This is a genomic window from Chitinivibrionales bacterium (assembly GCA_014728215.1).
Taxonomy (GTDB): domain Bacteria; phylum Fibrobacterota; class Chitinivibrionia; order Chitinivibrionales; family WJKA01; genus WJKA01.
In genome coordinates this window covers 104,019-123,282 of the sequence record WJLZ01000133.1, presented here as the reverse complement: position 1 = coordinate 123,282, position 19,264 = coordinate 104,019, and the positions used below count along the sequence as shown (strand labels likewise).

At 47.3% G+C, this 19,264-nt stretch carries 18 protein-coding genes; 12 read left to right on the top strand and 6 right to left on the bottom strand.

Translation table 11 applies throughout. The features are described 5' to 3' along the window. The first annotated feature begins 175 nt into the window (after positions 1 to 175). The gene (locus tag GF401_11240; protein ID MBD3345626.1) at positions 176 to 955 is read left to right on the top strand and encodes a glycosyltransferase; all 780 of its coding nucleotides are present in this window, start codon (positions 176 to 178) and stop codon (positions 953 to 955) included. Continuing rightward, positions 930 to 1,748: a hypothetical protein gene (locus GF401_11235; protein MBD3345625.1), complete on the top strand. Its 819-nt coding sequence runs from the start codon at positions 930 to 932 to the stop codon at positions 1,746 to 1,748. The genes GF401_11240 and GF401_11235 overlap by 26 nt, the downstream gene beginning before the upstream one ends. A gap of 5 nt (positions 1,749 to 1,753) precedes the next feature. Here the strand turns inward: GF401_11235 and GF401_11230 are convergent, their stop codons facing one another. From GF401_11230 to GF401_11205, 6 genes are all read right to left on the bottom strand, one after another. Continuing rightward, the gene (locus tag GF401_11230; protein ID MBD3345624.1) at positions 1,754 to 1,930 is read right to left on the bottom strand and encodes a hypothetical protein; all 177 of its coding nucleotides are present in this window, start codon (positions 1,928 to 1,930) and stop codon (positions 1,754 to 1,756) included. Further along, positions 1,930 to 2,481, bottom strand: a complete 552-nt coding sequence (locus tag GF401_11225; GenBank protein MBD3345623.1) for a hypothetical protein — start codon at positions 2,479 to 2,481, stop codon at positions 1,930 to 1,932. The genes GF401_11230 and GF401_11225 overlap by 1 nt, the downstream gene beginning before the upstream one ends. Beyond that, entirely contained in the window at positions 2,375 to 3,490 is a 1,116-nt protein-coding gene (locus GF401_11220; protein MBD3345622.1) for a radical SAM protein, read from the bottom strand. Before GF401_11220 ends, GF401_11225 begins: the two co-directional genes overlap by 107 nt. Then, positions 3,438 to 3,701, bottom strand: a complete 264-nt coding sequence (locus tag GF401_11215; GenBank protein MBD3345621.1) for a PqqD family peptide modification chaperone — start codon at positions 3,699 to 3,701, stop codon at positions 3,438 to 3,440. Before GF401_11215 ends, GF401_11220 begins: the two co-directional genes overlap by 53 nt. Before the next feature lie 9 nt (positions 3,702 to 3,710). Further along, positions 3,711 to 4,547 carry a hypothetical protein gene (locus tag GF401_11210; GenBank protein MBD3345620.1) on the bottom strand — a complete coding sequence of 279 codons (837 nt, stop codon included), beginning with the start codon at positions 4,545 to 4,547 and terminating at the stop codon, positions 3,711 to 3,713. A 121-nt stretch (positions 4,548 to 4,668) separates the two neighbouring features. Further along, a complete protein-coding gene (locus GF401_11205; GenBank protein MBD3345619.1) occupies positions 4,669 to 5,811 on the bottom strand; it encodes a hypothetical protein in 1,143 nt (380 codons plus the stop codon). 291 nt (positions 5,812 to 6,102) lie between these two features. On the opposite strand from GF401_11205, the gene rfaE2 reads away from it, so the two are divergent. The 10 genes from rfaE2 to GF401_11155 all read left to right on the top strand — a co-directional run bounded on the left by rfaE2 (position 6,103) and on the right by GF401_11155 (position 19,259). Continuing rightward, positions 6,103 to 6,588, top strand: coding sequence for a D-glycero-beta-D-manno-heptose 1-phosphate adenylyltransferase (rfaE2, locus tag GF401_11200; GenBank protein MBD3345618.1), 486 nt, complete (start codon positions 6,103 to 6,105; stop codon positions 6,586 to 6,588). 216 nt (positions 6,589 to 6,804) lie between these two features. Continuing rightward, positions 6,805 to 10,578 (top strand): tetratricopeptide repeat protein, encoded by a 3,774-nt coding sequence (locus GF401_11195; protein ID MBD3345617.1) that lies wholly within the window; start codon positions 6,805 to 6,807, stop codon positions 10,576 to 10,578. Positions 10,579 to 10,590: 12 nt separating this feature from the next. Continuing rightward, the gene (locus GF401_11190; GenBank protein MBD3345616.1) at positions 10,591 to 11,667 is read left to right on the top strand and encodes a M24 family metallopeptidase; all 1,077 of its coding nucleotides are present in this window, start codon (positions 10,591 to 10,593) and stop codon (positions 11,665 to 11,667) included. Continuing rightward, positions 11,664 to 12,761 carry a PilT/PilU family type 4a pilus ATPase gene (locus tag GF401_11185; protein ID MBD3345615.1) on the top strand — a complete coding sequence of 366 codons (1,098 nt, stop codon included), beginning with the start codon at positions 11,664 to 11,666 and terminating at the stop codon, positions 12,759 to 12,761. Before GF401_11190 ends, GF401_11185 begins: the two co-directional genes overlap by 4 nt. Before the next feature lie 50 nt (positions 12,762 to 12,811). Then, positions 12,812 to 13,534 (top strand): hypothetical protein, encoded by a 723-nt coding sequence (locus tag GF401_11180; protein MBD3345614.1) that lies wholly within the window; start codon positions 12,812 to 12,814, stop codon positions 13,532 to 13,534. Positions 13,535 to 13,839: 305 nt separating this feature from the next. After that, on the top strand, positions 13,840 to 14,472 hold the full coding sequence (locus tag GF401_11175; GenBank protein MBD3345613.1) for a hypothetical protein: 633 nt from the start codon (positions 13,840 to 13,842) through the stop codon (positions 14,470 to 14,472). Further along, positions 14,469 to 14,963 (top strand): hypothetical protein, encoded by a 495-nt coding sequence (locus GF401_11170; GenBank protein ID MBD3345612.1) that lies wholly within the window; start codon positions 14,469 to 14,471, stop codon positions 14,961 to 14,963. The genes GF401_11175 and GF401_11170 overlap by 4 nt, the downstream gene beginning before the upstream one ends. A 2-nt stretch (positions 14,964 to 14,965) precedes the next feature. Then, the gene (locus tag GF401_11165) at positions 14,966 to 15,445 is read left to right on the top strand and encodes a hypothetical protein (protein ID MBD3345611.1); all 480 of its coding nucleotides are present in this window, start codon (positions 14,966 to 14,968) and stop codon (positions 15,443 to 15,445) included. Between the two features lies 1 nt (position 15,446). Further along, positions 15,447 to 16,244, top strand: a complete 798-nt coding sequence (locus GF401_11160) for a TonB family protein (GenBank protein ID MBD3345610.1) — start codon at positions 15,447 to 15,449, stop codon at positions 16,242 to 16,244. Positions 16,245 to 16,283: 39 nt separating this feature from the next. Further along, complete coding sequence (locus tag GF401_11155) at positions 16,284 to 19,259, top strand: TonB family protein (GenBank protein ID MBD3345609.1); 2,976 nt, start codon at positions 16,284 to 16,286, stop codon at positions 19,257 to 19,259. Positions 19,260 to 19,264 lie beyond the last annotated feature (5 nt).

The following is a 19,264-nucleotide window of genomic DNA, read 5'->3' as shown; positions in this document are numbered from 1 at the left end:
GGAATTTTCAAAGGATGGTCATCTGCCGGCCCGGGGAGACCTGATTTGCGTCTGTTCCCGAAAAAAATAGCGGGCATCAAGCCGGACGCCCGCATTGTTTATCACACAGAGTATATTTATACCGGGACAACAATCTCCAGCATCTTTGCATTATTTATTCAGTTTTACCGGTTCCATGAAAACACCCCGTGTCAGCGTAATCGTTCCGATTTATAATATGGCGGCAACCCTGCCGGAAACCCTGCAGAGCCTGCTTGCTCAATCCTGGTCCGATTTTGAAGTAATAGTCATTAATGACGGCTCGACCGATACCACTGAGTCGGTTATAAAAAACACCGCTGCAATGCACCCCTCTCTTATTGCTCACGATCAGCCCCACGGTGGAAAAGTATCCGCTCTCAACCGTGGCATTGCGCTCTCTTCCGGCGATTTCATTACTATCGTCGATGCCGATGATACCTTACCGGAAAATAGTCTTCGGGACAGAGCGGAATTTCTTCATGCCACCCCTGATGCGATGGCGGTATACGGCAATGCCGACTATATTAACAAAGAGGGCAAACCGTATCGCACCCGCAGTTCTTACCCTGTTTTCAGGAAAAACGATATCGTATGTAACTTTCGGGCGCCCATTATCGGACCGACCCTTATGGTCAGGAAAGTATGTATGAACCGGATTGCCCCATTGGATGAAACACTCTTACGGTCGATCGATAAATATCTGGCTCTTGAAATATTTTCCTGCGGCCAGGTGTTCTTTCTGGATAAAGTTGTTTACAATTACCGCACCTACCCCGGCCAGAGCAGTTGTGCGAAGCGATTCAGACAATGGTACGATTTATCCAGAATAATTAACCGCCATTTCGACAACCCCACACAAAGTAGGGTGCTGATAAAGCAAACGGTATTTCATCTGATGAAAGCGTTCTATGAGTCCTTTACCTGGCAAAAATAAAGAGGAAAAATATACTCCCGAACAGACCTGGAAACTGCGCCAGGTGCTCTATGGGGAAATACTCGACCAACTAGATCAGGATTTTTCCGCCATGAATCTGCAGTACATGCCCATAAAAGGGGCGTCACTTATCTGTTCCGGACTGGCGGAAAAAATTTCCTCACGAACCATGAATGATATCGATATTCTTGTTTTGCCCGACCGTTTCACCAGGGCATCGGACTATTTCGATTCGAGCGGTACAACGGTAGCACGTGAAAAGGAATCCTGGCCCTTTGCAAAGGCATTCTATTATGTTTCCGGCAGCACTAACGTCGTTATCGAAATGCATGCCATGCTCAACCGTCCCGAACGGTTTTATCTTCCCACCAGCACGCTATTCAAAAGGGGTACTCACACCCGATCTAAGCGGGTGCTTCCCTGTTTAGAGGATATGCTTCTAATCATGATGTGTCATCAACTGGTACACGGCGCCCAGATTCCGCAGCAATCATTTTTTGAGGAGATGAAACTTATCCTGTCTCAACCCGCATTCAATCGTCGGCGGTTTTTCGACTACGCCCGCCAAACCGGCATTGCATCCTGGATCTATTATCTGCTTGAGTTATGTAAAAGAAAAGAATCGACCACGCTGACCTGGCCACGAAGGTTTAGATATCCCGATCTGCTGCTCATGCTCCCCGAATTCATTATCTACGGCAAACAAGCAGCCCTGCTGCGAAAGATCTTTATCGAACTACCCTTCTCACGTAACCCATGGCAATTAATGAGGTATAAATTGAGCAAATCGTGAGATGCCTATCCAGAGGCGACACCCTCTTTGCAGCTGCTGCAACCATTACACAGTGGAGTTGTAAATCCGACAAATCCCGGGGCGACGGCAACAGGGTCTGAGCATTGGGCGCTCAAGGTCTCAGAGGAGATGACCGCTTTTATTATTTCCGGTTTTTCGTAGGGTTTGCGTTTCCTGGCCATTATGCTTTGCCTTTGCTAAAGAATGCTGCGGTTATTTGAATGAGCTTTGTACGGACAACGAACGACTTCGGAATAAAACCGAGCCTCTGTAAAAAGATACAATTAATGGCATGAATTATCAACCGGGTCATCGATTTTTCCTTTATTAGTGGCCGGCCGATAATATCAGAGACAGGAATATCATGCACCTTTGGAGAATGGTCTCCAACAAACAGCGCCCTGTCATTTTTCACCCTGACAAGCCGGTGAATAATTAATTTTTCCCCTGCCCGGAAAACATAACACCACCCATGTTTCAGAGGAGATGAGAGCGGGGCAACTATTATCTTTTGTCTGTCACGTAAAAGCGGCGCCATTGATCCGCCCCGAACAACAAACTCCTTGTTTCCCTTGTCAAAGAAAAAACAGTTGAGTGCCTTTGCCAGATGCTCCATAGTTCTCCTGCTACGACCGCATAAGTGAATAGAGGGCCCGGGCATGTTCACAGGTCTGCGGTTCGGCATACACCAGTTCTCCGGTTGCGGTATGGATTCTTCCGGGACACACATCACAGAATCCCACAAACCTGCAACTCCTGCAGGGTTCAAAATCGGTCTTTTTCATGTTCTTGAGACGTTTATAGGCTGGTGAAGACTGAAGGATTTCATTCAGTGGCCGTTGGTCAAAAATAGACCCGATTTTCATAGACCGGAATGATACGCAAGGAGTTATATCACCCCGGGGACCAACCATGATCGATATGACACTTCCCTGACAAAGCCTGATATGGTCACCGGGATTGGCCAGCCGTTTGTTCATAACCTTTTTGAAGGCTTCGATATTCTCCCTCGAGTAATGGTTGAAATAGCGGGGCATAAATTTTTTTAAATTCCGGGGGTCCTTTGTCCCGTTCTTTCCGGGGGTACAGATAAGAAAAGGGGAGGCTTGAATCGAGAATCCCCGCTGTGCGTAGAATTGTTCGGTTGCCTGAAGTGTATCGACATTGCAATCCAGCGCCACAACCGAAAACCGCACGTTCAGTCCCCCACCGGCGAGACGCTCCGCATTATGCACTATCTTTTCTGTGGCGCCGGGAACATTAAAACAGGCATCATTGAGCTTTGGATCATGAGAAAAGGCCGACATTTTAATCTCAGTAAACCACTGCCGGTTGGCAATCAAAAATTGTATATGGTCATCATTAAGCACTATCCCGTTGGTATACAGGGTAAGACCAAAAAAATCCTTCCCGATTGCGTGCTCCAGTATTTGGAGAATATCGCTGCGGAGAAAGGGCTCGCCACCGCTGATCAGCACATTGAGGACACCGTTGGCTGCGAGTTTATCCAGAATGAAATACATTTTTTCTGTTGAAAGGTCCTGGTGCTCTGCTGTGTGATCGATAAAGCAGATACCGCACCGGGCATTGCACCGGTTGGTCACCTCTACGGTGGCTGTTTTGGGATATCCCTGTAAGCCCAGAGCTTCAAATTTGGCGTCTAAGTTTTTCGGGGGCATACGCTGCCATTTATTCGGTGGTTTCAAGCAATTTATTGTCGGCACAAAGTTGCAAAAATCCATCCAGATCTTTGTGGGCGGTTTCAATCGAAACCTCGAAGTTTTCGGTTAATTGATCGGCAATGTCTTCGAATGGCTTTCCCTGTTGCAGACATTCGAAGATGAATGCTCCCGTGCTGTTGAAACTGCAGATCTCCGATGTTTCCCGGTTGAGCACAAAGAGTTCATCGGCAACTTTTTTTATTGAAAGGTTCGGTTTCAAGGTGTAGTTCATAATAGTATCCTATAATAATCGATCAATCGTTAAAAGGGTTTCTTTGTGGCGGGGGAAAACGAGTGTTTCCATGGGAATGGATCTGCAGACCGATTCGGCGGTCTCCATCGCCAGAGCGCCATGCTCCCGGGTTGTTGGAAGGGTATAGACGCTTTGAAGCAGGGAAAAATATTTCTGTGTAAAATTCATGGCCGTGGTTTCAAGCGATGTACCCTGTTTAATAAAAAATAGCTTATTGACAGGAAATTTTCTTACCGAGCAGCGGGAACGGGTGTTCATGTTTGCAAAAGGAGTCGACCAGGCATGATATTTGTCCGAATCCGGGCGAAGAACAACACATTCATCATTCAATATTCCCCACTGGGGATATAACAGATTGGCAATGGTGGATTTCCCTGTTCCGGACGGTCCCGAAAAGATGGCACACCGGTTGTTCCGGTAGAGAGCCGCGCCATGAATCGGCAGGCCATGATTTTCGAGTGTCAATAGTGAAACGAGCAGGCGCAACTGGGCAAGTAAAAGTCTTACTCGTTGAGGATCACGGGGATTGAAAAATGAAGCCTTCATCACTTTTTCTGAAGGATCGATTACACTTCTGGCATGGATATTTTCGAAAAAGAACCGCCCTTCCGATTCAGCATATCGGATTTCATACCGCCGTCTTTGGAGATTTGCAGGCATTTTGATTGCATGAATATCCATTACGCGGAGAGTAAAATCCACAGAGTCACCATCCCCGGTACAAGCAAAGGGTCCTAAATACTCGGCTGTGGCCTCATCGATAATCTCTGCTCCGACACAACTGCCGGTCAGAGCGAATTTAAGGCCGGCGATAGATACAAGCATGCTAATTTAACAACCACTGGAATAATGACACTCTGTTCGTATGTAACAGATGAGTACGAATAGAAAACAAAAAAAGGGAAGCCAAAGACTTCCCTTATAAAATTATATTCTGATGGGTTGATTATAAAAGCTGTAGCACTGCCTGAGGGACCATATTGGACTGGGCAAGCATGGCGGTTGCCGAGCTGCTCAGGATCTGGTTTCTGGTAAACTGCGTGCTTTCTGAAGCAAAATCTGCGTCCCGGATCTTACTTTCGGCACTCTGCTGGTTGGTCTGCGAATTCACCATATTTGTCAAGGCATGTTCGAGGCGATTGGTCATGGCGCCGATCTGAGCCCGCATCTTATTGACCCGCTCAAGACCGGTCACATCCCCGACGGTCCCTGAAAAATTCGAGTCGCCATCAAGGACCTCGAGCAGATACTCGAACTTACTCTGCACATCATCACCACCATAGGCTGCTGCCATAGTAGCATCATAGACATCATTGGTAGCATCCCAGCCAAAAGCATTGCCGTCGGTTTCAACTATGTCCTCAGCATCCACAGCAAAAGACGCCATTGTACTTAAAAGTACATTAGTATCCATCTGTCCGAACTGAATGGTGATCATGTTCGCCGCGTTCTTATCATAAGACTGGGCATCAGTTCCGGAATTAAATGCCGCTGCATCCTCGGCGGTGTAATTGGCACCGATCATCATGTTAAAATGGTGGGCACTGGAATTGTCGTCCGCTCCAAAAACCGAATCATCATTGTTGTCCCAGGCAGTACGGGCGTCTCCCAGCTTATGAGGAGTACCAGAAGCATCGTTCCCCGCGTAAGTGGGATTGTCACCGCTTTTCTCGGGGGTGGCAAAAATCTGCATGCCGTTGTAATTGGTGGTCGCGGCGATCCGGTCGATTTCATCCATCAATTGACTGAATTCCTGCCCCATATAGAGCCGTTCCGTCTCGGTATAGGTGTCGTTTCGTGCCTGGATCACCAGCTCACGCATCCGTTGAAGTATTTCTGTCTGCTCCTGCAACGCGCCGTCGGCGATGTTCAACATGGCAATGGCATCCTGAGCGTTCTTCGATGCCTGCCCGAGACCGCGTACCTGGGTTCTCAGGTTTTCCGATACACCGAGTCCGGCGGCGTCATCTGCTGCTGAATTGATCCGTAACCCTGTGGAAAGCCGTTCCAGAGACTTGTTCATATCCCGGTGCACCCTGAGCAGGGAGCCCTGTCCAACCATGGACGATATGTTGTGATTAATTCTCATAAGCCAACATCCTTGTTGGGGGTGTAATGTCAGGCATTTTCATCCTTGCGCCTGATGAGAGCGAAACTCTCTAATAATTATTATCGGCAAAACTTCGGCGCACTTAAATTCTTTCGGGCGTCTTCTGCACGTTTTTTTCGTACACATCAAACCCTATTCCGTTTATCGGCACCACAGATAAATACTTTAGCTTTTTTTTGTTTCCCTATACGATTTCACCTCCAAATTTTGCGTTATGTATATTTATGAATTCAATATGTACTGTCGGATTTGTCCATTTGAAGCCATTGTATGAAATGCAACCCATTTCAAAAAGTTTTCACCACACCATTCGAATTACAGAGCCATCTGGAATCGCTCCGGAAACAAGGAAAGAAACTGGTTACCACCAACGGATGCTTTGATATTATTCATAGCGGCCATGTCCAATACCTTACCGATGCAGCCCGGCTTGGCGACCTCCTGGTTGTGGGTATTAATTCGGACGAGAGTGTTCGGAAATTGAAAGGGCCAAACCGTCCGATACAGTCCGAACAGAACCGGGCTGCAGTACTGGCTTCGTTGTGTATGATCGATGCTGTTTTTGTTTTTTCGGAAGAAAATCCGCTTGCTTTTCTTGAAATACTAAAACCGGATATTCATGTCAAAGGCGGTGATTATCCCGACAACATAATCGAAAAACCTGTTGTTGAAAAATATGGGGGCGTAATTAAGATAGTTTCACTGAAATCGGGTTATTCCACAAGCAGCATTATCGAAAAAATCCGCTCTTCATGACGCTCCGATTATATTTATTAATGTATTGATATTCTTATTATTAAATAGTACTATTAAATTGCATAACGCTGTATTTATACAAAACAAATCTAAAAAAATTCATTCAATCAGTGTTATCTGTTCTTAAGTCACTGTCGGCAATGTCGCTAAACACTGCCGGAGATAAGAGAGATATAATTCACTCTTGCCGACTGTTGCCTTTAAGGAGCATTAAACATGTCATCACAAAAAGATACCGAAGTCCAGCAGCTTGAACAACGGCTGAATGAAAATCCTCAGTCCCTCGCATTTTCCCGCCTTGCGGATTCCTACCGCAAACAGGGAAACATTCCTCAGGCAATCCAGTTGAGTGTCGACGGCCTTGAGAAGCATCCCTGGTATGCCACCGGACGGATCATCCTTGGCCGGTGTTATCTTGAGCAGGAAAATCTGCAGGAAGCAATTCAGGAATTCACTCACGTGTGCCGTCTTGACAGAAGAAATATGGTCGCCATAAAAATGCTGGCGGACATTTTCTCAAAACAGGGTATGGATGAAAAAGCCGGCGACCTGTATGGATATCTCCTGAAAATGGATCTGGAAAACGATTCGCTGGCAAAGCTTTCGGCCAATTACACAGGTTCCGGAAAAACCGATATTTTTTCCATCATCGGTATTGAACCTCAAACGTCCGACCAGCCGGAAACGCCGGTGAGCCCCCCCTCTGCTGAAGGTGCCGGGCATGCCGGGGAGGTATCCGAGCACCATGCTGAAAGTGGCGCTGAAACCGCAGAACCACTCTTTGAACCGCAGGAAGAACAGTCATACGAGCAATCCGTTACAGAACCGTCCGATGATGTCGAACAGCTGGTACCGCCTGCAGATACGGGTGAGATCGAAGTTGAAGAGACTGTTGACGATCTCACTGCTGAAATCGATAATGAAATCAGCGGATCAGATATTGCCGATCGCATGGACATGGTGTTCAATGAAAACGGTGAAGCGCCGGCTGTCGAAATCGAAGATTCCGACCAGAGCCCCATCATTGAAGAAAGTATTGAAGGACCATCCGGCGAATCGGAACAACAGGAAAAATCATTTACCCCCGAATTGACCGACGCCCCGATCTCCGAAAATCTCGGCAATATCCCGTCATCGGATGATATAGCATCACGGGTTGAAACCATGTTCGGGGAGGAGACCGGTCCGGTTGTCGACGAATCGGAGACGCCTTCGCTGGAACAGACACCATCACAACCAGCGGCACCTGAACCATCCCAGCCCGAAACGATGAATATGCCGCCTGCCGAGGATATCAGTGGCGAGGATATTACCTCGCGCATCGAAGAAATGTTCGAGGAAGAGACTGCGGAAACCAATCAAAATGATGTGCCGTCCGCCAGCCCTGCCGATACCGATACGCAGAAATATCCCCCTCAAGGGGAGGATGATCAACTCTCTCCGGCTGCAGAATCAACCGGTACACCTGCTCAAGCCGACACCGGTAAGCCGGAACAAGCCGCGCAGGAACCCGAATCAGGAATTTACTCCACCCCGGAGCCGGAAGAACCCGCGATCGAAACCGGCCGGGAATCCGATCGTGATACATCCACCCAACCTGCGGCAGAAACCGAACAAACCGGGGCCGATACCGATATCAAGGGTGACGATGTCACTTCACGTATTGATGAATTGTTTGATGAAAAGCCGCTTAACAAATCACAACTTTCCGATACCACCACCGTTGATCTTCCCGAGACCGATCAGCACGGTGAAGGTTCCGAGCCACCTAAAGAAACCGACACGCCCTATGAATCTGATTCAACCGGAACCGTTGAACAGGAATACGGTCACCCGCCCCCCGACGAACCATCGGGTGGTGAAACGGATATCAGTGGTGATGATGTTACCTCGCGAATCAATGAGATGTTCGAAGACAACGCTGAAGACAACATCGCCCAGGAGACAAATGCACCCGAAAAGCGTTTGAGTGACACCTCCATGCAAACAGCCGAACCCGAAGGAGAAGAAAATACAAAGATCGAAGATGCTTCGGTCTCTTCTGCAGACTCGGATATCAGCGGTGATGATGTCACTTCACGAATCGAAGAGATGTTTGAAGACACTACCGAAGAACCATCTGCCGACGATAACGCTCCTGCCGAAAACGGAAACGAATCAGTTCCCGGAGAAAGCACTCTCATTGAAGAGGATACCCGGGAGCCTGAAACTCAAACACCCAATTACGATACATCATCAGCAGAAGAATCGATTGACAAGGCCATAACAACCGAAAACTATCTCCCCGATTCTATTGAAGATGCACAAACGATAGCGATTGACCGCAGCGCCTTTGATGAAGCTATCTCCGAAAAAGCCCACCGGGAAAATCAGGAGGGTCTGGCTACCGAAGATCTCAACGTGTCGGATGAACAGGCTGCTGTAACCGGCGAAGATCTTACCAAACGGGTCGATGAAATGTTTTCGGGAAGTGATTCTGAAGAAAAGACCGCCGTCGACAACGACAGCCCTGGTGAGATGCTCACCGCCGGCCCAACCGAAGAACAAGTATCGGATACTCCACCGGTTACCGATGAAACAGTGGACAGTGATACTGAACTGTTTGCCGAGGAGACCGCCGACAATACTACGGCTCCCCAGACTGAGGATTCGGAACAACCCCGTACTGAAGGCAGCGACTCGGAGGAACACATACCGGAAGATTTCAGCACTATCGGAGAGTCCCTGGATGAATCCCTTAACGAAATCGCAGTAGACCTGCCGACCGACATCGCCGGTGACGATGTCAGTCAGCGTCTCGAGGAGATGTTCCCGGATGATGCCGGGGGTCAGACAGCAGAAGATATCATTCCGGATGATGAAAGTGATGCAGAAGAGGAAACAGAAGTCGGCGGGGGATTCTATAATATTTCGGGTGAAAATGCCGAAAATCCCGCCGAGGATAGCTCAATGCTCAAGGATGTGGATCAGGTTGAACTCGACAGTTCGATTTCCGAGTTTGATATTCCACAGGATGAGAACGCCGATAGTGATGAGAGCACTAAAGAAACGATTGCCTTGAAGAGCGAAGATCTGGAAGCCGCTCAAAATCGTCAAGCAGACGAGGTTGAAGATACAATCATTGAAGAGCCTTCACCGGAAATCGAGGGCAGTGATATTGAAAAACGTCTTGGTGAGCTTTTCCCGGAGGAGTCTCTGGATTCCGGGGAACTGGCCGAGGCTATTCCAGATGATGAGGACGATTCGGGAGATCAGGTGAGTGGAGATTTTTATACCATTGAAGGAGAAAACGCCGGTCCTCAAACCACCGAACAATCCCTTCCCGAAGAGATTGGTAACGTTGAGATTGAAGAGGAAATATCAGAATTCAGCGATGATAGCGGGGAAAGGGAACTGGAGGAGGTATCTTCATCTCACGAACCCCCGGTATCCGGCAAGAACCGGGATACGGTCCCTTCGAATGAGACCGAGACCATGGATGAAGTCGCTCCACTCGAAGAACCGGAAAGTAAATCCGGAGAATCACATCGATATCCGGCTGAGGAAACCACCGATGAAATGCAGGAGGCAATAAAGATATCGGCAGAAGAGTTTCCCCCGGAAGAGCCGGAGCCTGAAAATGAAGGACCGCCAACAATTCCCGATCATGTACTCACGCCAACCCTTGCTGATATTTACTATCAACAGGGCCAGGCTGGGCTTGCCGTTCAGATATACTCCAGACTCCTGGAGCGGGATCCCGATAATGAAAGAATTCAGAATCGGTTAGTTGAAATTAAAAGTACAATGACCGAAGAAGATAATGCGACGGGAATTCGGCCACAACAGCCGGTCCCACCCAATAAAGAAAAAAAAGATGCCCCGCAAGCAAAAAAGAAAAAGAGCCGCAGATCAACAAAGAAGGCAGTGGGAGATAAGCCTCTTAAAGGGGTCCGTATCAAAAGAAAAATCAGAGAAAATCTGAAAAAAGGCAGGCCAAAATCACGGTAAAGGATATTCTTCGTGAAATCGCGGTTATCACAACTTAAATCCTTGCTAAAAAAAAGTAACTGTACCCACATTCTGGTTACTGACATTGTCGATGTCCGCTATTTCAGCGGGTTTCGCTCAACTCAGGCCTTTCTTCTGGTTTCCAAATCGGATAATTATCTCATTTCCGACTTCCGGTACAAAGAAGCCGGCAAAGAACATTGTGCACAAACCGGAGAGTGGGAATTTTTTGAGTACAACAAAAGCGGGTTTGGTTTTCTTGCCGAAATTGCACCTCCATCAAGCAGGATCGGCATTCAATCAAACATTGTGACACTCGATCAGTTCGACGATTTGAAGCGGCAATGCAATAAGTGCATCTTTGTAAAGCTATCCACCACAGTTTCATCCCTTTGTATACCCAAGTTTTCGTCAGAAATAACCGCAATGGCTTCCGCGGCCCGTATCGGCGATAGGGCTTTAAAGTCAGTCCTGCCTCGGCTGAAAACGGGCATAACCGAAAAAGAAGCTGCTGCGGAACTTGAAGCCCTTTGCGCCCGGTTCGGTTCCGAAAAGCCCTCATTCGATACAATTGTTCTTTTCGGTGCGCGATCGGCCCTCCCTCACGGTCAACCATCATCGGCACAACTCAGAAAAGGAGACTGGATACTCGTAGATTTCGGATGTACTGTCGATGGATTCTGTTCAGATATGACCAGAACGATGGTATACGGAAAGGCCGGCCCGAAACAAAAGGAGATCTACGCCGTTGTTTTGAAGGCCCGGAAAAATGCCCGCACCCATGCCCGTGCCGGCATTACCGCAGCCGGCCTCGACCGGCATGCACGATCGATCATCAAAGATCATGGATTCGGAGATTATTTCGGCCACGGAACCGGCCACGGTGTGGGCCTTCGTATTCATGAAGCTCCCCGGGTGGCCTCGGCAGTCAAATCCCGCCTTCCAGCCAATGCAGTAGTAACCATTGAGCCGGGTATTTATTTGCCCGATTTTGGTGGTGTTCGCATTGAAGATATGATATTATTAGAAAAAAATGGAAACCGGGTACTGACCCATTCACCGCGCCGTCTCCTGGAACTGGGTGTATGATCGATATTCATGCTCTGCTGAAAGCTATGGTTGAAAAGAATGCGTCCGATCTGCATATCAGGGTAGGCTCTCCTCCCATATTTCGAATTAATGGAACACTCTTCCGGCTAAAAAGCGATCCACTTTCGGTTGCCGACCTTGATAAGATTCTCAAAGATCTTCTTACCGACGACCAGCTCCGGATGTACCAGCAACGTAACGAGCTGGACATGGCTAAAGGCGAGCGGGGAGTGGGCCGGTTCAGGATAAATATTTTCCGGCAACGCGGAACACCGTCACTGGCAATCCGGGCGATCCGGACCGATGTTCCTCATTTTGAAGAATTGAATGTTCCGGATGTCATTTTGGATATTGCAATGAAAAAACGGGGCCTGATTCTGGTTACCGGCACCACCGGAAGCGGCAAATCGACACTGTTGGCATCGATGATCGATCATATCAACGATACCGCCGCCATGAATATCGTTACTATCGAAGATCCGATCGAATACCTTTACAGAGATAAGCGAAGCATCGTTGTCCAACGGGAACTGGGCGCCGATACCGATGGTTTCCAAACAGCATTGCGCTCCTGTTTCCGGCAGGATCCGGATGTAATCCTGATCGGCGAAATACGGGATAAAACAACCATGGAAATCGGTCTGAGTGCGGCAGATACCGGACACCTGGTTATGAGTACCCTCCATACCATGAATACGGTTGAAACCATTACCCGGATTGTTTCCTTTTTCCCACCGCACCAGCATGATCAGATTCGTCTTGTCCTTTCCAATGTTCTTGTAGCGGTCATTTCTCTGCGTCTTCTCCCTCGTAAAGACGGCGCGGGACGGGTTCCTGCCGCCGAAATACTGATTAACAATGCCACCGTAGCCGAATATATTCTCAATCAGGAAAAAACACATCTCATTATGGGAGCCGTAGCTGAAGGATATACACAGTATGGTTCGCAAACGTTCGATCAGTCTCTGCTTCAACTTTACAAAGACGACATGGTGTCGTTTCAGACAGCAAAACAGCATGCGAACAATCCGGATGATTTTGAGCTGAAAGTGAAAGGTGTTGAAGGTACCTCAGACAGGAGCTGGCTGACATAACCTTGAAAATTGCAGTATATAAGAAAAGTCCTATTGAAAGGAGAATATACATGGAAAAAGGTTTCATTTACAGTGGTATACTTGTCGGCATATGCAGTGTTTTTGTATCCGCCCAGCCGGTGGCCCGGGTCGGTGCTCTTGAAGGAAAGGCCGGGATGCTGCGCAAAGGAAGTGAAAACTGGCGTAATGTTCGGCCGAACATGCCATTGAAAGTCGGCGACCAACTCTATACGCAACCGGAAAGTTTTGTAGAGATACGATATTCGAAGGGCCAGATCCTACGCATGGATGAAAGCACCAAAATCACCATCGAAGAATCCAGTGAAAAGACCACGAAAACCAAAAGCAGTATCGGCCGCATATGGGTGAACATGAAAAAGATGGTAACCCAGGGCGATGAGTTTCAAGTCGCCACGCCAACAGCTGTGGCCGCAATCCGTGGAACGGTGTTCAATATCAACACAGATAAAGATTCATCGACCTCTGTTGATGTTTATGACGGCAAAGTTGCGGTGGGCCCGGCCGACCGCCTGAAAAAGAAAAAAAAGAAAACGCAACCTTCAACGGGTGTAACCGAAATTCCCGGTCCTGAAGAAATTCCCGGGCCCTATGAAGTGCCGCTGGAAACATGGAAAACGATCGTTGCCGGACAAAGAATCTCCGTTAACAAAGACGGCAAATTCGCCCAGGAACAATTTGATATCGATACATCGGCTAAAAATGATTTTGTGAAAAAAAATATGGCACTGGATAAAAAAGAAGCCGAACAATAATTAATTTTACCGCCTCGTATTCTAAATCCCGTTTTACCATTAGTCGGTTTGCTTCAAACCGTCATCGTTCTCACAGGCAATGATATATATCATTTGTATATATCATTCCGGCATAGTTTTTTTATTTGAAAAGTTGGAACCGCCGCCGTGTATACCGATACGAGTAATTAATGACCTCTGTATTCGGCAAAATCAATTGGTACAATACTTGCAAACTCCTTGTTCATTATTTTCTTTTCCCGATCTCATATCAGCGTATCCTTGTATTATTTTATCGATTCCAAATTTAATAAGGAGAAGTCCTGATGATTGAAACCCTTGCAAAGCATTTCAACGCCGGTGGTCCGTTTATGTGGATCATTCTGGTGGTGCTTGCCGTAGCGCTCGCCGTATTGATAGAACGGCTGATTTTCTATTTTATCATTTGTCATGGTAACGGCGCCAGGCTGGTGGCGGAAATTGCCCGGGCCCTGAACAACAATAAAACGGAGGAGGCAAAAAAGGCTGTCTGCTGCAAAAAGGGGCCGCTCAGTATTTTGCTTCGTACCGCGGTTGAGCGTTTTGAAAGCGGGATGACAATTGATGATATTCGTGAAGGGGTTGAAGAAACTGCGATAAAGGAAATGCCGAAAATGTCACAGCGGCTCAATTACCTCGCACTCTTTGCCAATATAGCCACACTGCTTGGACTACTGGGTACTATTACCGGTCTTCAGCTCTCATTCTCTTCTCTGGCTTCGGTGGAAGCATCGAAAAAAGCGGCCCTTCTGGCCCAGGGAATATCCCAGGCAATGAACACCACGGCTTTCGGGCTTACTGTGGCCGTACCCTGCATGGTCTTTTATACCATGCTCAACAATAAGCAGCAGCAGCTGACCAAAGACCTCGACGAATCGGTTGTAAAAGTTCTTAATTATATGAAGAAAAAATTATCATGACCGGTCTCTCATTTTACAAAGGTACCCGCTCCCCATCGGAATTCGACGAAACACCGGATATCGATGTTACGCCGGTTATGAACATGTTTGTTATTCTTATTCCTTTCCTTGTTTCCATGGCGGTCTTTACACAACTATCCATACTGGAATTCAGCCTTCCACCCAATGTCGGTACCGGTCTCGACAATTCATCCGGCAAACCAAAATTGAAATTAACCGCCGTCGTTGCGCCCAAGTTCATTGCTATTACCCAGGGGGAACATATGCTCGATTCGCTGCCTGTAGAAAAGGGTAATTACAATTATGACGCCTTTTTTACCAGCCTCAAAAAACATCGGGAGAAAGCGGATATCAAAGATGAAATCGTTGTGGCGGTTCGGGATGCAGTTCTTTTCAAGTATGTCGTACGAGTCATGGATAGATGCAGAGACGCAGGATTTAATAAAATCGGACTTTCAACTGCAACCGGCCAGGTAGAAAGTATCAAGTAGTCATGAGATGTTATACGACGATATCGTCGCAACATGAAGGCACTGCCGGCACAGGCACATTCAGGCCCCAGCTCACGTCACTGATCGATGTCATGACCATTCTTCTTGTTTTTCTTATCAAGAGCTTTTCGGTTGAAGGCAACATTATCACCCCCTCGCAGGATCTCGAGCTTCCCGTATCAACATCAAAAAAACCGCCCCAACTCGTTACGTCACTGGAAATTACCCGAAGTGCGGTGATGGCCAACGGTGATGTCATTGCAAAACACGATAATTTCCTTTCCTCCGATTCATTGCTTATCCCGCTTTTATTTGACTATATGAAGCTGCAGAAAGCACAAATCACCGATACAACCAAAAATCGTGAAATCATGATACAGGCCGATAAAGATGTCCAGTTCAATGTTATCAAGCGCGTGATGTTTACATGCAGTAAGGCAGGCTTTTCCGATTATTCAATCCTGGTTCTGGAAGAAGACTAGCATGACTGCACACCAAAATGAAGCACTCCTGAAAGCCTATGAGCACTATATTCCCAGCGCATCTCCGCTTATCGAGCGCCTGTTTAAAATAATTCTTCTTCTGGTAGTAGCGCTCTTTATCGGCTTGGGCATGCTTTTACAAAAGATAAAGACGGAACCCGAAAAGATCGTCGAGCGTATCGAACGAATAAAAACCCGGTTTATTATTGAAGAAGAAAAAACAGAGCCGAAAAAAATCGAAAAGCCAAAGCCAACAGCAAAAAAGACAGAAGAGAAGGAACCGGTCGATCTAACCAAAAAGCCCGAGCTTAAACAGAATGTCGATGATATTGTTGAAGAAAAGCCGAAAAAAAGGAAAGTTCGCCGTGTTTACGGACTAAAAAAGGTTTATTCGAAAGGTATTGGAAGCGGTGGGAAATTATCGGATGCGGTTATCGGTAAACTGGGTAATACGATCAATAAAGACCTTGATACGATTACCGCCACCAAAGAAGAAGTCAAAGGTCAGATCGTTTCGGCCACCACAATAACGTCCGCCCCGAAATTTAAGAAACGGGTCAAGCCGGAATACACCAAAGAAATGCTCGAAAATAAAATTGAAGGGGTTATTAAGGTCAGGATCCTGGTCGACATTGACGGTAAGGTTAAAAGGGCAACGGCATTGAACGATCTGGGGTATGGTTCGGCCCAACAGGCTGTCAAGGCATGTCGTGCAATGGAATTCACTCCCGCTCTTGTCGACGGCACACCTCGAGCAACGAGAATAATTATTCCAATCCGGTTTGTGCTTTTAGGGTAATCTATTTTAATCATTGTACCGAAGTATTTTGAAAACGATATGAAACCAAAAATTCTTTTATCAACAGTTTTACTCGCCTGTATAAGCTTCCTCTATGCACAGGAACATACTGCAGCTGCCGATTCGATTCCCCAAAACACCTCATCTGATAGCGATACAACACCCGACCAAGGGACAGCTGTTATGCCCGGTGATGACGATATCATCCTTATTGACGAAACAGAAGACAGTGTTGGAATTGTTTCCGAAGATACTGTGGTAAGGTTCGACGATAGTATCCTTACCGGTGATGATATAATTCTCGAGGATGAAGCTCTTGAAGAGACCGAACTCCCCCCGATCGAAAAAATGCCCGAGCTCACCGGCTTTGTGAAGGCTGCATATCCACCCGACATGGTGAAAGAGGGGATTGAAGGTGCGGTGCTCATGGATCTGCTGGTAAATGAACGGGGTACGGTCGACAGTGTCGCTGTTGTGGAAGGGCTTACTCCCGAACTGGATTCTTCGGCTGTTTCGGCGGCCCGCCGGTTCACCTTCACTCCGGCAATTGCCGGTGATGATTCGGTTGCGGTGCTTCTTCAGTACGAATACCGCTTCACCCTCGATGAAATAGTAGATAAAATCGAAGAGTATGTTAATTTTTCAGGCAAGCTCGTTGAGATGGGCACCCGCATGCCGGTTGCCGACGCCATGGTTGTTCTTGACTTCATCGATACAACACAGGATACCGGCTTAAAGGTCCCCTTTACTCCCTATCTGCAAAAGATCGGTACCTTTGAGGGCCAGTATCTGGAAGAGAACCATCTTGTGACGATCTCCGACTCTGCCGGTCATTTCCAGTTTAAATCCCTGCCCGCCTGTTCGCTCGGGGTTAAAATTATTCTTGCCGGCTATAAAAGCTTTGAAGAAACCGAAACCATTAACCCGGGGAAACACACCGAAGTTCTTTACCGGCTTGAACGGGAATCCTATTCGGAATATGAAATTGTTGTTTACGGAAAAGCCGAAAAAAAAGAAGTTGCCAAACGAACGCTCAATCTTCAGGAAATACGCAAAGTACCGGGGTTTGGTGGTGACGCCGTCAAGGTAATTCAGGCTCTTCCCGGGGTTGCCCGTCCCTTTTTCGGCGGGGGCGAAATAATTGTCCGTGGAGCCGGGTCTGAAGATAATCAGTATTTTGTCGAGGGCATGACTGTGCCCTATATCTATCATTTCGGGGGACTCAAATCGAATTACAATTCCGAAGCGCTTCAATCGGTAGAGTTTTTTCCCGGTGGATTCGGTGCCCGGTATGGCAATGCTCTTGGCGGCGTCGTGGAAATAGAAGGGCGTCCCTATCGCGATGACCGGTGGCACGGATTTGTTGATGTCAATGCTTTTGACGCCTCATTCATGTTTGAAAGCCCGATAACCAAAAACAGTGGCCTTATCATTACCGCACGGAGAAGCTATATTGCCAATGTACTCAGCTTTGTCGTTTCCAATGTCCTCAAACAACAGCTCCCCTTCACAGTCGTTCCCTATTACTGGGATTATACGCTCCGTTTTGATACCGAACCATGGGAAAAACACCACTTTTTCCTGACAGCTTTTGGAGCCAAGGATAAATTGGAATTGATTTCAACCGATGTACGGGGAGGAAGTCTTGAGGTCGATAATGAAACCGACCGGGTGAGTAATGATCTCTATTTCCATATGGGCATTTTGGGGTGGGATTATTCGATCACCGAACAGTTAAAAAATGAGATGCGATACAGTTTCCTCTATCTCGTACAGGAGATGGCGGCATTCGGGTTTTTCAAAGCCGATGCTGTTGGAAAGGGCCATCATATTAGAGATGAAATTTCATGGCAACTCAATCCGCAGTTAACGCTCAAAGGCGGACTTGACATCCTCTATGGCCCACTTACCCACAAACTATCATCGATTACCAGTGACAAAGATGTCACCAGGGACACAGTCGATTATGTTTTCGGCCCCTATGGAGGATATCTCTCCCTGGAGTGGCGCCCCCGGGAGAATATTCTGATTATTCCCGGATACCGGATCGATTATTATCCCGAAATCGATTATCATGGTTCGATTCTGCCCGAACTCTGGAATTACGACATCGATGACAACGAGGGATTCGACAATGAAACCCGATTTCCGGTGGAACCATCGTTCCGCATTACCGGCCGTTATGAATTCACCGAAAACCATACGGCGAAAGGATCGTTCGGAAACTATTCCCAGACACCTCGTCCACTGGGGCAGGTGACCCATCCAACTTGGGGCAATCCCAATCTCGAATCAACAAAGGGACGTCAATTTGTACTGGGATATGAATGGCAGATAACCGATCTTATCAGTGTCGATTTTCAGGGTTATCTCAACAATCAATGGAATATCGCGCGGTATCCAACGGAAAGCGAAATTATAAACAACCCCAATATTCCACCCTATATCGACAACGGTAAAGGGAGAATGATGGGACTTGAACTGTTTCTCAAACATGATCAGGGAAAAAAGTTTTTCGGATGGCTCACCTATTCTCTTGCACGAAGCGAACGGTATAGCTATCGTGACGGTAAATGGGCTTTGTATGATCGGGATATACCCAATAATATTCAACTTATCGCAAGCTACCGCCTGCCCCATAATATGGAATTGGGAACCCGTATTCGCTACACTGATGGTTATCCGACCACCCCGATTGACGGAGCGGACCTGTACGACTTGACCTACTTTTACTATGAAGCAAAGGCCGGCAAAGAAAACTCCGACCGGATGGAGCCTTATGTGGGCTTCGACCTCCGGTTCGAAAAGAAGTTTGTCTTTAAAAAATGGATGCTCACCCTGTATCAGGAGACAATGAATATTGCGCACCTTTTGCGATTTGTTAAAAATTCCGACGGCGATCCGGTATTCGAACCGCCTGAGACCGATTTTTATATCTGGGATTATAACTACAAACATAAAAATGCGCTCAGTGACGTCCCCCGTGCATCGGTGGGCATTCTGGCTGAATTTTAAAACAG